This is a genomic window from Streptantibioticus cattleyicolor NRRL 8057 = DSM 46488 (genome assembly GCF_000240165.1).
In the GTDB taxonomy this organism is placed as follows: Bacteria; Actinomycetota; Actinomycetes; order Streptomycetales; family Streptomycetaceae; genus Streptantibioticus; species Streptantibioticus cattleyicolor.
Map to the genome: position 1 here is coordinate 1,746,860 of NC_017585.1, position 15,066 is coordinate 1,761,925.

Genomic DNA, 15,066 nt, shown 5'->3' on the forward strand with positions numbered 1-15,066 from the left:
GCCCCTCCGTTGGGCACAGTAGTTGAAATACGGACCTAATGTCCAAAAGAGTGCCGTCCGGGGCGGTGGTCCCATCGTGCTGGCTCGGGCGGCGGCGGGGCAGGAGGCCGGGCCACGCGGTCAAATCCGGGACGCCGAGCCCGTGACCTGGAGGTTCCCTCCGGCCGCTGACGCAATTCCGGGACGGGGACGGCGCACGGATGACCAAAAAGCGCTGGGCGTCCGCCTGCGGGACCAGTCCGCGATGCGCCATCGTTGAATGTGACGCGGCACGTAGGGGGACGCGGCATGGGGCGATGGAAACCGTTGGCCGACGATCTGGAACCGTCGGTGCGTCAATTGGTCGTCCGCTTGCGGGAGATCAAGGACCGCATGGGCGTCAGCACGGCGACCCTGGCGGTCAAGACCGCCTTCAGCAGGTCGTCGTGGGACCGGTATCTCAACGGGCGGGCGCTGCCGCCGCGTGATGCGGTCGAGGCCATCTGCAAGGTGTCCGGCGCCGACCGGGCGAACACGCTCGCGCTGTGGGAAGTAGCTGAGCGGGCACACGCACGGACACGGCACACCGCGCGCCCCGGTCCCCGGGGGCGGAGGCCGGACGCGGCACGCCTGCCGGAAGGACACGCCTCGCCCGGCCGGCGCGCAGCCGTGATCGCCGTCGTCGCGTCGGTGCCGGCCCTGCTGGGCGCGGTCGGCTGGCTGGTGCTGCGCCAGGCACCCGGACCGGAACCCTCCGCCCGCCAGGGTCAGCCCCTGGCATCCGTGCGGCCCGGCGGCTTCGCCTGCCACTACGCGCGGCGAGGCGGACGGTTGTTCGCCGGCCACAGTGCGTCCGAGCCCCTCGTCCTGCTGAACGCCGGCGGCGAGCCGGTGGCCGAGGTCCAGTGTCTGCTGACCTACCACGGGCACCCCCCCGGGCCGGATCGACGGACTCTTCGGAGAGCGCACGCAGTCCGCCGTCGAAGAACTGCGACGCGCGGGCGGCGCCGCGGTCGACGGAAAAGTGGGCCCGCAGACCTGGGCCCTGCTGCGGGCGTGACCGGCTCAGCCTGGCGGGCGCTCCCGCCGACCCTCGACCCGCAGGTCGCCCATTTGATCACCGTGCTACGGGAGTTGAAGGACCGCTCCGGACTCAGCCTGAACACCCTGGCGGCCGAGACCGCGCACGGCAGGTCCTCGTGGAACCGATATCTCAACGGCATGGCGTTGCCTCCCCGCAGCGCGGTCGAGATGCTGGGGCGCCTCGCCGGTGAGCCCCCTGAACGGCTGGTGGCTCTGTGGAGGCAGGCCGAGGCGCGGTACAGCGGGCGGGACGCCGGGCCCGCACCGGCGGGCGGTTCCGTGGAGGCGGCGCCGCGCGACGACGCCTCGCCGTCGCCCGCCGTCGACCGTTCCGGCCGGACCGGCTGGTCCATCGCCGGCCGCCGGTTCCCCCTCGCGGTGATCGCGGTGATCGCGATGGCGGCGGTGCTGGCCGCCTTCGCGTGGGCAGGTTTCCGCCTCCTCGATCCACGGGGCACGGTGTCGTCCGTGGGACTCGAGCCGGGGCCGTTCAGTCCCGTCCCCTTGACCGTGGGTTGCCGGAGCGTCAGTGCGCGGGACCGGAAGCCGCGGCCATGGCCTGTGACGTGGACGCGGCCTCGTACGCCGCCGTGAAGACCGGTCCCAGCCGCGTGGAGGTCCGTGTGAGCCGCAACTGTGCCGCCGCCTGGGCGCGTATCTCGTACTCATCCGTGGGGGACCACGTCAGCGTGCGGACCCGATCGGGCGCTGCCGAGACGGTCGCGGTCACCGACGACAGGACGACCGACCAGGACGTCGTCACGCACATGGTCCCCGCCTCGTCACCCACTCAGGTGCGAGCGTGCTGGGAGCCCCGCTCCGGCGGGCGGCAGTGCACGCCCTGGGGGCGGGCGGCGCCCGTGGTCGTGCGATGAGTTGTGCTCGCGTGAGCGAAACAGCGGGGCCGGACGGTTGCTACGGCCGGTTCGCTGCCTGCTTGACGGTCCTGATCACCGGTGCCGTTTCGAGGTGGGTGATGGCTGGGAGTGCGGCGACCCGGGTGGTCAGGTACCGGTACAGCTCCCGTTGGTCCGCGCACACCACGCTCGCGTACAGGTTGGTCGGGCCGGTCGTGGCGGCGGCGAACGCGATCTCCGGATGCCCGGCCAGCGCCTGCCCGGCCTCCTGGAGGTGCGCGGGGGCGACCGAGAGCCAGAGCAGAGTCCGGGTGTTCACGCCGAACATGCGCCAGTCGACGTCGATGTCGAGGTAGAGCAGGCCGTGTTCGCGCAGCTCCGTCATCCGGCGCCGGACCGTCGTCGGAGACCAGCCGGTCGCCGCGGCCAACTGCTCGAACCCGGCGCGGCCGTCGGTGGCGAGCAAGGCGAGGAGTTCGCGGTCACCGTCGTCGAGCCGCACCGGCCCCCGCCGATGCGGTACCGGAGGCGGGCGCAGTCGCTCGATCGCCTCAGCGTCCAACGACCCGAGCTTTCCCACCAGGTTGTCCGGGCCGCCGTAGAAGGCGTGCAGCACGGAGTGCGCGGTCACGCCCTCCACACGCGGGGTACGGGGGAGCTTGGCCAGCAGCAGCGCCTCGCTGTCCGCCTCGCTCTCGGTACGGACCACGCAGGTGATCTCGGTGCCGCCGGAGCTGAGGCTCACCCAGGACGTGTCGGGGCGCCTGGCCAGGGCTTCGGCGACCGGGAGTGACGCGGCGGGCGCGCACCGCACCCGCAGGAACCACAGAACGGCGCCCAGCGCGGTGGGGTCGACCGCGCCCACCACCCGTACCGCCCCGGCCGAACGCAACCGGGCGTACCGGCGGGCGACGGTGCGATCCGATACGCCGAGAACCTCGGCGATGGTGCTGAACGCGGCACGGCCGTCGATCTGCAGGGCGTGCACGAGCCGACGATCCAACTCGTCGTAGTCGGATTCCACCGAGCCGAGGGTAGACGGCGTCAGTTCCCGACGCAATCGAGCCCGTTGCTGGCTCGAACGGCTCGGCCGGCGGAGTGTTGCTTCCGTCCTGATCGACACAGCAACAGGAGAGTCCATGGATACCGATGTGCTCGTCGTCGGCGCCGGCCCGACCGGAATGACGCTGGCCAACGAGCTGCTGCTGGCGGGGGTGTCAACCGTGCTGGTCGACAAGCTGGCGCAGCGCGGCGACCTGTCCAAGGCAGGCGGCGTGCAGTCCCGCACCCTGGAGGCGCTCGACCAACGAGGGCTGCTGGAGCCCTTGCTGGCCACCGGGGACCACCCCGTCACCACTGGCCACTTCGCCGGTGTCCCCCTGCCGCTCCACTCCAACCGGCACCGTCTGCCCTGGCGGTCCGTGCCGCAGGTGGTGATCGAGGGGTTCTTCGAGCAGCACCTCGCCGCGCACGGCCTCCACGCCCGCAGGGACCACGAACTGGTCGGCCTCGCCCAGGACGACGACGGGGTCACCGCAGCCTTCGCCAACGGCGCCACCCTCCGTTCCCGCTACCTCGTCGCCGCCGACGGCGCCCACAGCACCGTACGGTCACTGCTGCGGGCCGAATTCCCCGGACAGCCCGGAACGGTGACGATCACCTCCGCCGACGTGCGCCTGGGCGGCGCCGTACCGTCCACGTCGCACACCTGGAGCGAGGACGGGCACTGGGCGGCGCTGTTCCCGCTCGGCACCGATCCGCAGGGCAGGCAGCTGCGCCGACTGGTCCTCGGCGGGCCGGACCGGTCCCTGCCGAGGGAGGTCCCGGTCACCGAGGACGAAATCCGCGACGGCCTGAGCACCGTGTTCGGAACGCGCGTGCACCTGCTCGAACTGCGCTACGCCCGCCGTATCACCAACGCGTCACGGCAGGTCGAGCGGTACCGGCACGGGCGGGTGTTCCTGGCGGGCGACGCCGCCCACGTCCATCTCCCGCTCAGCGCGCAGGGCATGAACACCGGGATGCAGGACGCGCTCAACCTCGGCTGGAAGCTCGGTGCCGCCGTGCACGGCTGGGCGCCGAAGAACCTGCTCGACACGTATCACGCGGAACGGCACCCGGCCGGGGCCGCCGTGTTGCGCAACGTGCGGGCACAGAGCCTGCTGATGGACTGGGCCGGCACCCGCGATCCGGACGTGCTGGCCGCCCGGGAGATCTTCACGGCACTGGCCCAACTGCCCGAAGTCCAGCAGCATCTCGCCGACCTGACGTCCGGGATGTCCGTCCGCTACCCGATGCCGGGCACCGAAACCCATCCGCTCGTCGGCCGGCCCGCACCGGACCTGGACCTCGGCCCGGCCCGGCTGCACGAACTGCTGCGGTCCGGGCACGGCGTCCTGCTGGACCCGGCCGACACGTTCGCCACGGTCGCCGGCGCCTGGTCGGACCGGGTGGACCGGGTGGGCCAGGGCGCTGACACCGAGCCGATGCTCATCCGTCCGGACGGCTACGTGTGCTGGGCCGGCGCGGACGACCTGGAACCGGCGCTCAACCGCTGGTTCGGCGAGCCCCGCTGAGCAGGCGATCACGAAGCCGGCGGCTCAGCCCCGCCGCGCCGGGCCGTGATGGATACCTGCCGCGGCGGCCCCGTGTCCGTGAGCCGCCGGCTTCGATCACCCCTGACGGTCCACTGGTACGGATCGCGCCCGCGTACGCGAGGGCGGACATCACCCGCCAGTGGCTGTGATCGCGGTTTCAGCGCTTGTCGACGGTGAGTTCGCCGTTGAGGATCACCATGCGGAGGTCGCGGAGGTTGCCGATGTCCGCAGTGGGATCAGCGTTCAGCACGAGCAGGTCGGCGCGCTTGCCGGGGGACACCGTGCCGAGGTCGGGGCGGGCACACTGGCGAGCCGCGCCGCTGGTGCCCGCGGACAGCACCTGGGTGGGCGCCATCCCGGCCGCCACCATGAGTTCGGCCTCTTCCAGGGTGTTGGCTCCGAAAAGGCCCCGACCGCTGAAGGTGTCGCTGCCCAGCGCGACGTGCACGCCGGCGTCGGCGACCTTCTTGAGGTTGCCGCGGGCGTCCGGGTGGGCGTCGTCGATCCAGAGCGTGGGTGTGTAGGTGATGTCGTGTTCGAGCATGAGGTCGATGAGCGAGTGGTCGGTGAGGGGCTCGACGGTGACACCGTGCTCCAGGCCGTCCGCCCCGGCCTCGATCGCCTCGCGCGCCGCGACTTGCTGGGTGGTGTGGACGGTGACCCGAAGGCCCCGCTCGTGCCCGGCCTCGATGCCCGCCCGGAGGAGATCGAGGGGGAGCCGTTCCAGCTCGACGCCGTCCGGGAAGGCAGGGTTCCGCCAGAGGTACTTCGGCCCGCCGGAGTGCGCGCAGGCGCCTTCCGACAGGAGTTTGACCGCGTCCACCTTGCGGTCGGCGAGGTGGTGCACCAGGTCGCGGATCTGCTGCACGCTGTCGACCTCTCCCGTGAAGCGCTCGCGCGCCCAGGGGTTGCCGCTGAAGACGGTGGCGGCGGGATGTCCGTCGCGGCCGGTGATACCGCAACCGGTCGCCAGCAGTCGCGGGCCCCGCAGCGTGCCCGCAGCGATCTTGGCCCGCGTGTCCAGGATCCCGCCCGTCGGGTCGCCCACCGACTTGATGGTGGTGATCCCGTGGTCGAGGAAGAGCCCGAGCCTTCCGGGAAGCTCGTTCTGCTCGAAGGCCCGCATCGAATCGGGACCGGAGACCGCGTGCACGTCGTAGAAGTGGATGTGCGTATCGATCAGGCCCGGCATGACCCATCCTTCGGCCGCGTCCACCTCCTGTCTGCCGCGGAGCGGCTGGGCCGAGACGAAGGCGATCTGCGCGCCGTCGACGGCGACGTCGTACAGCCCGGCGAGCGCCTGGCGGCCGTCGAAGACATGTGCGCGACGGATCACGAGGTCGTAGGCCGCGGAGCCGCGAACCCCGGTGCTCGCCGTTGCTTCGGGTTCCTCGGGCATCGCTCTCACTCCTGGTACGTGCTGAGTAGGTGTTCGGACCGTGGTGCCGCGGATGGATCGTGCGGCCTGGCCGCTGACATCGGGAGCCGGGCCCGGCCCGGAACTGTAGCTATGTCGGTTACAGTTAAGTCGTGCGTCATGGTGCGGGGCGCGCATGCGTCACCGCTTGGTCAGTGAGCACTCGGTTCGTTGTCGAAGGCGAGTATCCGTTGCAGCAGGCCGGCGATGGTCGTCCTGCCGAGCTGTTCCTCCAGGGCTCGCTCCGCCTTCTGGAACTCGACGTCGAGCAGGACGCCGATGGTGCGTCCGACCTCGCACGCCCCGCTGGGCGGACGGGTGTGCCGCGAGAAGATCTGCCCCTCCTCGACGGCGGCGTACGCGTCGTGGAGCGTGATGTCCCGCGGGTCGCGAGCAAGGGACCAGCCGCCGCCCCGACCCTCGGTGGACCACACCAGATGAGCGTCGCGCAAACGGCCGAGGACGCGCCGCACCAGGACGGGATTGCTTTCCAGGCTGTCCGCGATCTCCGCGGAGGTCAACGAGCCCCCACGCCGGTGCGCCAGCATCGCGAGCGCGTGAATCGCGACTACGCTCCTGCCGCTGAGCCCCGCCATCTCCCGCTCCTGCCGTCACCGCCGATTAACTGTAATCAGGCTAGTTGCAGTTGAATCGGTCGTCAACCAAGCACCTGAGGCGAGTCCGCGCCCGAGGCGAGGGCCGAAGGCCCAGGCCGACCAAGATCGGCCTGGACGCCGGTGCCACGGTGTTCCACGCCCCGGACATCACCGACGGCCTCCTCAGCCCCGCCGTGTCGCACCATGCCACTGGGCGAGCTGCCGCGCCCGCTGCTTCCGCCCCGCGTCTACCCGAGCCTCCCTGCGGCTGGACGAGGCGGAGACGGGCGAGCACGGCACCGGAACCGTCGTGTCCCTGTGTTGGTGTGAGGGACCGGCGCATCCCGGCACCGAACTCGGCCACGTCGCGGCCTAGTTGCGGCGCGGGGTCCGGGCTCCGACCGGATCCCGTTCGTCAACCACCCCCGTTTCTCGCGTTGCTCGCCATCACCCGACGTGTGACGCGCGAACCGGTCGGCTCAGGGGTTCCAGTACACGTTGGTGAACGCCCGGTCGAAGCGCCCGGCCTCCAGGTCCTTGCGCTGGATCGCCCAGTGGACGCTGGACCCGGCGGCCACGTCACCGAGTTCGGGGCTCCAGCTCGCGAGCAGCACCCAGTCGTCGACGTTCTCCGACACCGGTTCCCCGCCGCCCCATTCGCTCGTCGACGCCTGCTCCACCGCGCAGCGCACGAGGTTTTCCAGCGGGTCGAGATGAACCATCTCCTCGTCGGCGTACCCGCCTATGTGCAAGGGGCCCCGGAGGTCGAGGTAGCGGCACGCCATCTCCCACTCCTCGGCCAGTTCCTCGGCGTGGGGGAAGCCGGGCAGCGGCTCCAGGTCGCCATCGGGCAGTTCGACCTCGTAGTGGTACGGCAGCGACGGCTCCGTCCGCACCCGCAGCTCGCCCTGCGGGAAGGCGTCGGCGACCTCCCGTTCCTCCGGTATGCCGTACGGGTCCCAGGCGTACGTGTCGTGTTCCTCCGTGGGCGTTCCGGCGGGAACGTGCACGACCGCGCCGTGGTTGCTGAGGTCACCCTTGTCGCGCGGCCAGGCGAAGAGGAGCAGGTGGCCGTCGGACGGCAGGGGCAGGTCGGTCGAGTCCGGCGGCAGCGCCGAGAGGTCGATGGAGGCGACGTAGGGGAACGCAGGGTGCGGGGTGCCGGCCGGCAGCCGCGCGGGGCCGCCGAACCGGGCGGCGACCGGGCCGTCGTCGCGCGTCGACAGGACCGCGCAGGGCCGCACCATGTCGATCCACCGGTCGACCTCGTCGGCCGGGATGTCCAGTTGGACCGCCTCGTCGCGGAAACGGGCCAGTCGCTCGCGTAGTTCTTCGGTAGTCACACGACCAAGGTAGGGCCCGGCACTGACATCGATGCCGATACCGGGGTTCCGGTGGCCGCGGCGCGGGCGCCTCCCTCGCGCTGGTCGACGCGCGCCGGAAGCCGCGGTCCGCCGTGTCGGCATCGGGCTCCCGCCCGCGCCGACGTCAGGGCCCGGTCCGCCGCCTGCCCCGGCCTGGGCGTCAACTGGGCGCCTCTTACGTGCGGTTGACCTGTCGGGAACGCCGCCGTACTCACCCGCGCCGTCGGGACGGAACGCATCCGGCCACCACGGGCGGGTGGCACGGCTGACTCCGCCCCGGCACGGCCGCCACGCGGCGCTACCTCGGGGCGGCCCCCGTGAACCGGGGGCCGGGAGGCTCGACCCGGCTGCCGGAGGGCGGTGGGGCGGGGACGGGTGCCGCGGTCCCCGGACCCGGGGACGCCGTCGGGCGGCGGGGGCCATCGGACGGGGAGGCCGAAGGACCGGCCGGAACCACTGAAGGGCCCCGCGACCGATCCGCCGCGCCGTGCACGAGGAAGACGGCCGCGGCCACCACGGCCGCCAGTCCGACGGCCGCCAGCACGGCCGGGTGGAGCCTGTGCCGCCGCGGCACGCCGGCCGGCGACGGTGGTCGCGCCGGACGCAGATCCCCGGCACCGACGCTGTCGGCGCGCGCGGCGAGCGCCTCCCGCAGCACCTCCTCCAGCCGGTCCGGACCGTGGGGACCGCTCCGCCCGCTCATCCGATTGCCTCCAGCTTCCTGCCCAGGGCGTCCAGCGCCCGGCTGGCCGTGGACTTCACCGTGCCACGCGACAGTCCGAGCGTTTCAGCGATCCGCGCTTCCGACAGATGGGACCAGTACCGCAACACCAGCACCTCGCGCTGCCGTCGGGTGAGCGACCGCAGCGCCGCCAGCACCTGCCGGTGTTCTTCCTTCAGCAGCACGTCCTCGTCGGCCGGCGGTACGGTGACGGGCCGCTCCGGCACGTGGGCCCGGGCGGTCCGGCGCCTGCGCAGGACCGAGCGCGCGCCGTTCACCACGCTGGTCCGCAGATACGCCTCGGGGTCGGCCAGGCCGGCGAGTGTGCCGCCATGACGGCGGAACATCGCCGTGAACGCGTCCTGGACGACGTCCTCGGCGGTGGGGAGGTCGTCCACGAGCAGCAGGGCCAGACGCACGTAGTGGAGCCGGCGGTGGTGGTACAGACCGTCGAAGTCGGGAGTGATGTCGTCGTGGCATCCGCCGGGTGCGGCCCGGGCCGGTCCGAGGGTGATGACGTGATCCCCGCCGTGCCGTGGCCCTTGGGACAGCCTCAGCAGCAGTCGCGTCCAGCGTCGGCGGAGCCCGCCGGTGTCCGTACCGGCAGCCGCGGGCGAACCCGTCGGCCAGGCGGCCACGTTCATCGCCGACGTGCCCTCTCCCCGGCCGGGGCCCCGGCGCCGGACGAGGGCCGGAGCGCTCTCGTGACGGTGGTGACGTCGGGATCGGTCATGCGGAACCTCACAACGTGTCGGCGTGCGGAGGCGGCCTGCCTGCCTCCCTCCTTCAGACGTCCACCCCCCGCCCACGTTGCGGGTGCCGGGAAGAATATGACGCCGCTCACACGTCACACCGCACGGTGCGCCGCGTGCGGACGGGAAGGCGGAGCCCGGGCATGCCGGAACCCCCGTGCGGCGCAACCTCGGACCTCGCCGGGCGTCTGTCGGAATGAAGCCATCGTCCGGCGCCTGGCGGCTGCCTGCCGACGCCACCGCTCACCGCTCACGGAGACCGTCCTTGACACACCACGACACACCCGCGGCTGCGCGCCGCCGTCTGCTTCGAGCCCGCGTACTCGCCGTGTCCGCGGCGGCCCTCTTCGCGCCGCAGGCCCTGGCGGGGAGCCCCGCGTCCGCCGCGACCCCCGATGGGCCGGGGGGCGTCGCCACCGTCACCTACAACCTGGGCGACCAGGCCTATCGGCTGCCCGGAACCGGGGAACCGGTCGAGATCGCCGCGACCGTGCACTACCCGAAGGACCTCGGCACCACGCCGCGGCCACTCGTCGTCCAACTGCACGGCTGGCACGAGACCTGCGCGGACCGGGCGGCAGCGGCTGCCCGCGACGCCGCCGAAAAGGCCGGGGACCAGGACGCGTACGCGGCTGCCGGCCGGAAGCTGTTCAGCTGGCCCTGTGCCCCCGGTACACGCCCCATCCCCAACGAGCGCGGCTACGACTACCTCGGCGAGGAACTGGCCGGCCACGGGTTCATCGTGGTGTCCATCCGCGCCAACGGCATCAACGCCTCGTCGGTGTGGGGCGACGAGAACGCCTCCGCACGGGCCGACCTGATCAACAAGCACCTCGCCCTGTGGCAGCAGCTCGACGACGCGGGCCGTGGCGGTCTCGTCGGCGCGTTCCGCGACGCGGTCACGGGCAAGCCGCGACGCGTCGACTTCAGGCACCACGTCGACCTGAACGAGGTCGGCACCATGGGCCACTCGCGCGGCGGCGCGGGCGTGACCTGGCAGGCGGCCGATCGCCACAAGGCCCAGTGGCCCGCCGGGGTCAAGGTCAGGGCGGTCATGGCGCTGGCCCCCGCCTACAACGTCATGACCGAGGACATGACCGCGTACCGGATCACGAAGACGCCCGTGGCCGTGATGCGCGGGACCTGCGACGGCCAGGTCGGGCGTGAGGCCTTCTCCTTCGCCGCCGACGCGACGGCCAAGAGCTCCGCAGCGTTCTACCGGTTCGAGATCCACGGTGCGAACCACAACTACTTCAACACACAGTGGTCGCCGGAGAGCGGACAGGTCGCCGCCGCCGACGACGCCGGCCACGACGCCGCTCACCCCGGCCAGTGCACCGGGCGCGATGACCCCGCCTACGACCCCCAACTGACCGAAGCCGGCCAACGCCAGGTCGCCGTCGCCTACATCGACGCCTTCTTCCGGCGCCACCTCACCGGTGACAAGCGGTTCGACGCGATCCTGACCGGCAAGCGGCACCCTCTGGCGGGCGTCGCCTCCGTGGACGTGACGGCCGACCGCCGCTGACTGCGACACACCGCCACCGGATCCGGGCGCGGGCGCGCGTCCGGGTCCGGCGCGGCGTGCTGTTCACCGAGGCCGCCCTCGGCACCGCTCCGGCCGGTCTCCCGCCGAGCCGGCCGGAACGGATCACCGCGCCGTCACGGCCGGTCGAGCACGATGGAGTTGATCGGGCCGAAGTCGAGCTGGATGCCCATGCGGGGGAGGATCTGCTTGGTGCAGTCGGCCCCGTTGTAGCCGGTGCAGGTCTCCGCCCACGCGTTCATCGACGAACTCGGCGTCTGGTTGTTGACCAGCCAGTGCCAGCCGTACTCGTTGCTGAGGTTGTGGGACCCGTAGCTCCAGTAGACGTTGGTGATCCGGCTGGGGTCCAGCCCGTCCCAGCCCTGTGTGGCGTCCTGGGCGTAGAGGCAGACCGCCCCCGCCGGGCAGCCGTAGTACGAGTCGTCGGCGGCCCGGTGCCCGGCCGCCACGGCGCTGTTGGCACCGACGAGACCGAGCGAGGCGAGGGCGACGACGCCGGAAAGGGACGCAACGGTGCGTGACAGTCTCACATTGCCTCCGTGAGGGGATGGGTCCCGGAAAGGAACGGTTGTGTCCTGTCGCGGCAGGCGCCGCTCGAGCGGGACACCGCGACGTTAGGTCCGCCGCCCCGTACCGGCCTTGGCGAAATGCGAACGGCTCGGCCGAGGGCCCTTTCCTGCCCCGCGCCGCTGCGCGGCTACGCGCGGGGCGCCCCCCGGGCGCCGCGGCGGCGAGGACCAGCTTCCCGGTGGTCCCTCCGGATTCGACGCGGCGGTGGGCCTGCGCCGCCTGTTCCAGCGGCGGGGACTCGACCCGCACCCGCAGGGTTCCCCGCGCCGCGCCTCGACCGCGCGGCGCAGGGCACGCCCGGCGTCTCGGGGAAGGCGGCGGAGAAGGCCGCGGGTTGAACCCGCAGACGGCCCTGTTGGTGAACCACAGGCTGTTGGCCATGACGGCGGCGTCGTTGGCGCCCGAGGCGTTGCCATCACCGTTGATGTCGGTGAGATTCCAGTGCCGGTCGCGGATGTACCCCGGTCGCGGCGACCAGGCGTCCAGCAGCCGCCGCACCTGTGGGGGAGCGGGCATGGCGGCCGCCGAAGCGACGACCTGCGGAGGGTTGAGGCCGGCCAGCCGGTCCAGATGGGCCCGATCGTGGCGTCCAGCCCCGCGGTTCGCCGAGGCGTACGAGGAGGCCGGCGGGGGTGCTGGCCGCGGCGGGGTGTGAGCGGTTGTACTGGCGGGTGCGGGACGCACTGGCGTGTTCGGAGGAGGTGCGGGTGGTGGCGCGGTCGTGGCGGGAGGCGGGGAGAACCGAGCTGACGACGGGAGTCGTGGAGGGGCGGCTGGATGCCTATGTCACCGCCCTGATGGACACGTTGGGCTGAGCGAGGCGCACGCAAGCCCGAGGGGCTACGCGCCGACCGTGAAGCGTTCGCCGACGTGGTCACCGCTTTCGATCTCGTCCACGAGGGCTACCGCGAAGTCCTCGGTGGAGATGCGGCTTTCACCGTCGGCGCCCACGATCAGGTCGTCGAGAGCGGTGCGGTAGGTGCCGGTGCGTTCGCCGGGGGCGATCTGCGCGGCGGGGCTGAGGCAGGTCCAGCGGACATCGTGGACGGACCGGTAGAAGTCGAGCGCGTCACCGTGCGCGTGCATGATCTGGAGCAGGAACTCGGGCAGCCCTTCGGCATCCCACACCTGCTTGCCGTCGGGTGTGCGCAGCGAGCCGGCGCCGTTGACGGCGATCAGTCGCGGTGCCTTTCCGCCCAGCGAGCGCAGGCCGGCGACCAGGGACTGGGCGGCGGGCTCGATGGTGGCCACGTGACCGGGGCCGTCGCCGCCGCCGACGGCGCTGACGACGACGTCCTGCCCGTCGGCGACGGCGGCCACCGAGGCGGGGTCGAGTACGTCGCCGGTGGTGACCGTGAGGTTCGGGTGCCGCTCGGTGAGCTTTCCGGGGTCGCGGACGGCGGCCGTGACGTGGTGACCGCGGTCCAGCGCCTCGCGCAGGACGCGGCTGCCGATGGTACCGGTGGCGCCGTAGAGGGCGATCTTGGCCATGAGGTCTCCTCGGAACCGCAGTGGGCTGGAGAGACCACGCTAGCGACGGATACCCGCCCTGCCCGGGAAGGCGCGCGATACCGGCCGGGCACGAGGCGACCGGCGCGGGTGCGCGGTGGTCCTACGTGGCGGACGGCGGCGGGGGCGCGTCGGCGGTGCCCGGGGCGGGCAGCCGGGCGGTGGAGTCGGCGTACTTGAGGAGGAGGCGGGCGAACTCGAGCCGTTCGGCTTCGGGCCAGTCGCGGGTGATGTATTCGAATGCCTGCCGTTGCTGGCGGCGGAAGTGGTTGAGGAGGGCGGTGCCTTCCTCGGTGAGGTGGAGCACGGTGCGGCGGCCGTCCTGTTGCGAGGCCGCGCGGACCAGGTAGCCGTGGGCGATGCAGTCGCTCACCATGCGGCTGGCCACCGACGGGTCCACCAGGAGGTGGGCGGCGAGCCCGCCGACCGTCATCTCGGTGCCCGCCTCGGCCGCCTCGTCGACGATGTTGAGGACCAGGTTGCGCTTGAGGTCCTTGGGCCCGGAGGGCGGGTCGACCGGGGCCTGCATGGTGCGCCGCCTCAGCCGGGCGAAAGCTGTGCCGACGGCTTCCAGAAGGTCCTCGCCCTGCGGTGTCGAGGCATCCGTGTTGGTCACCCCCACAGCCTAGCGCATGCACATGCAACTCGCAGATGCATGTCAATGTGCATGGAATTGCAGTTTGCATTAGTGTGGTCCCCGCGGTGGGAAGAGCTCGGCATCAGCGCGAGCGACGAACCTGCCCGGAGGAGAGTGGGTCATGATCACAGCCATCATCAACGGCCGGGTGTTCGACGGTGAGCGCGTGCTGGAGGACGCCACCGTCGTGCTGGACGGCACGCGGATCGCCGCCGTGGGAGGCGAAGCGCCGGCCGAGGCGGACATCGTCGACGCCCGGGGCGGAACACTGCTGCCCGGTCTGATCGACGCCCACGTCCACACCTCCGACGAGGCACTCGCGCTGGCACTGCGGTTCGGGGTCACCACCGAACTGGAGATGCAGGGCATGAACACCGGGGCCGGCCGCGCGCACATCACGGAGAACGACTCCCTCGCCGACGTCCGCTCCGCCGGATTCGGCATCACCCCTCCCGGCGGCCACCCCAGCGAACTCATGCCCGAGGACTTCAGCCCGGAAGGCCACGGCGAAGCGGACGACCAAGGCGAACGGCCCGGCCCGCACGAGATGCCCCTGATGCCGTTCTCCACCACACCGGAGGAAGCGGTCGCCTTCATCCCCCAGCTCGTCGCGGCGGGCTCGGACTACATCAAGTTCATGGTCGACGACGGAACCGTCGAGGGCCACCCCGGTCTGCCCATGCTCGACCAGGCGACCCTGACCGCCGGGGTCGCCGAGGCCCACCGGCACGGGATGCTCACCATCGCCCACACCCTGACCGTCGACGCGACCCGGATGGCGATCGAGGCCGGCATCGACGGCTTCGCCCACCTGTTCATGGACCAGCCGCACACCGCCGAGATCATCGAACTCATCGCCGCCTCCGGCGCGTTCGTCGTCCCCTGCGTCGTCCTGAACGCCTCCATGATGGGCATCACCGGCGCGTCCCTCACCGCGGACCCCCGCGTCGGCTCCCGCCTGAACGAGGCCTGGACCAACACCCTCAACAGCAGCTACGACCGGTACCCGCACGGCAGACTCGACGACGTCCTGGCCTCGGTCAAGGCCCTCCACGACGCCGGCGTCGACCTGTTGGCGGGCACCGACGCGGCCCCCATGCCACTGCCGTTCCTGGGCGGTGTGGTCCACGGCGCCAGCCTCCACCAGGAGTTGCAGTACCTCGTCCGGGCCGGCCTCACCCCGGTCCAGGCCCTGCGCGCGGCGACCGTCACCCCGGCACGTCGCTTCGGCCTGGACGACCGTGGCCGCATCGCCGCGGGCCTGCGGGCCGACCTGCTGCTCGTGGACGGCGACCCCACCACCACGATCGGCGACACCCTCAACCTGCGCGAGGTGTGGCGCCGCGGCACCCGCACCACGCTCTCGGCCTCGTAGCCACCCGGCCCCGGCGAACCACCGCTGCCCGCCACGCCTTCGATGGCGGGCCGCCACGGAACG

Annotated in this window: 13 protein-coding genes and 2 pseudogenes; 6 read left to right on the forward strand and 9 right to left on the reverse strand. The window is 72.1% G+C overall.

What is annotated here, in order from left to right; all coding sequences use genetic code 11:
* Positions 1-306: 306 nt before the first annotated feature.
* Positions 307-1,656 carry a helix-turn-helix domain-containing protein gene (locus SCATT_RS40865; protein WP_231904881.1) on the forward strand — a complete coding sequence of 450 codons (1,350 nt, stop codon included), beginning with the start codon at positions 307-309 and terminating at the stop codon, positions 1,654-1,656.
* Positions 1,617-1,937 (forward strand): DUF2690 domain-containing protein, encoded by a 321-nt coding sequence (locus tag SCATT_RS40840; protein WP_106433048.1) that lies wholly within the window; start codon positions 1,617-1,619, stop codon positions 1,935-1,937. The genes SCATT_RS40865 and SCATT_RS40840 overlap by 40 nt, the downstream gene beginning before the upstream one ends.
* A 40-nt stretch (positions 1,938-1,977) precedes the next feature.
* On the opposite strand, the gene SCATT_RS35315 is transcribed toward SCATT_RS40840, so the two are convergent.
* The gene (locus SCATT_RS35315; protein ID WP_014627162.1) at positions 1,978-2,943 is read right to left on the reverse strand and encodes an Lrp/AsnC family transcriptional regulator; all 966 of its coding nucleotides are present in this window, start codon (positions 2,941-2,943) and stop codon (positions 1,978-1,980) included.
* A 115-nt stretch (positions 2,944-3,058) separates the two neighbouring features.
* On the opposite strand from SCATT_RS35315, the gene SCATT_RS35320 reads away from it, so the two are divergent.
* Positions 3,059-4,495 (forward strand): FAD-dependent monooxygenase, encoded by a 1,437-nt coding sequence (locus SCATT_RS35320; RefSeq protein WP_014150518.1) that lies wholly within the window; start codon positions 3,059-3,061, stop codon positions 4,493-4,495.
* 178 nt (positions 4,496-4,673) lie between these two features.
* On the opposite strand, the gene SCATT_RS35325 is transcribed toward SCATT_RS35320, so the two are convergent.
* From SCATT_RS35325 to SCATT_RS35345, 4 genes are all read right to left on the reverse strand, one after another.
* Entirely contained in the window at positions 4,674-5,915 is a 1,242-nt protein-coding gene (locus SCATT_RS35325) for an amidohydrolase family protein (protein WP_014150517.1), read from the reverse strand.
* 170 nt (positions 5,916-6,085) lie between these two features.
* Positions 6,086-6,529 (reverse strand): RrF2 family transcriptional regulator, encoded by a 444-nt coding sequence (locus SCATT_RS35330; RefSeq protein WP_014150516.1) that lies wholly within the window; start codon positions 6,527-6,529, stop codon positions 6,086-6,088.
* Positions 6,530-7,008: 479 nt separating this feature from the next.
* A complete protein-coding gene (locus SCATT_RS35335) occupies positions 7,009-7,872 on the reverse strand; it encodes a DUF1963 domain-containing protein (protein WP_014150515.1) in 864 nt (287 codons plus the stop codon).
* A gap of 720 nt (positions 7,873-8,592) precedes the next feature.
* Positions 8,593-9,258 carry a SigE family RNA polymerase sigma factor gene (locus SCATT_RS35345; protein ID WP_014150513.1) on the reverse strand — a complete coding sequence of 222 codons (666 nt, stop codon included), beginning with the start codon at positions 9,256-9,258 and terminating at the stop codon, positions 8,593-8,595.
* Positions 9,259-9,694: 436 nt separating this feature from the next.
* On the opposite strand from SCATT_RS35345, the gene SCATT_RS35350 reads away from it, so the two are divergent.
* Positions 9,695-10,894, forward strand: coding sequence for an alpha/beta hydrolase (locus tag SCATT_RS35350; RefSeq protein ID WP_014150512.1), 1,200 nt, complete (start codon positions 9,695-9,697; stop codon positions 10,892-10,894).
* Between the two features lie 134 nt (positions 10,895-11,028).
* Here the strand turns inward: SCATT_RS35350 and SCATT_RS35355 are convergent, their stop codons facing one another.
* Positions 11,029-11,442, reverse strand: coding sequence for a hypothetical protein (locus SCATT_RS35355; protein WP_014150511.1), 414 nt, complete (start codon positions 11,440-11,442; stop codon positions 11,029-11,031).
* A 184-nt stretch (positions 11,443-11,626) separates the two neighbouring features.
* Positions 11,627-11,896 (reverse strand): annotated as a pseudogene (locus SCATT_RS40675) (zinc-binding dehydrogenase); the annotation flags it as partial.
* Between the two features lie 184 nt (positions 11,897-12,080).
* Between SCATT_RS40675 and SCATT_RS35365 the strand changes: the two are divergent.
* A pseudogene (locus SCATT_RS35365) lies at positions 12,081-12,297 on the forward strand (aminoglycoside phosphotransferase); the annotation flags it as partial.
* 25 nt (positions 12,298-12,322) lie between these two features.
* Here SCATT_RS35365 and SCATT_RS35370 read toward each other — a convergent pair.
* A complete protein-coding gene (locus SCATT_RS35370) occupies positions 12,323-12,973 on the reverse strand; it encodes an NAD(P)-dependent oxidoreductase (RefSeq protein ID WP_014150509.1) in 651 nt (216 codons plus the stop codon).
* Between the two features lie 121 nt (positions 12,974-13,094).
* Positions 13,095-13,607 carry a MarR family winged helix-turn-helix transcriptional regulator gene (locus tag SCATT_RS35375; protein WP_014150508.1) on the reverse strand — a complete coding sequence of 171 codons (513 nt, stop codon included), beginning with the start codon at positions 13,605-13,607 and terminating at the stop codon, positions 13,095-13,097.
* A 142-nt stretch (positions 13,608-13,749) separates the two neighbouring features.
* Between SCATT_RS35375 and SCATT_RS35380 the strand changes: the two genes are divergently transcribed.
* The gene (locus tag SCATT_RS35380) at positions 13,750-15,003 is read left to right on the forward strand and encodes a metal-dependent hydrolase family protein (RefSeq protein WP_014150507.1); all 1,254 of its coding nucleotides are present in this window, start codon (positions 13,750-13,752) and stop codon (positions 15,001-15,003) included.
* The last annotated feature ends 63 nt before the right edge of the window (positions 15,004-15,066 follow it).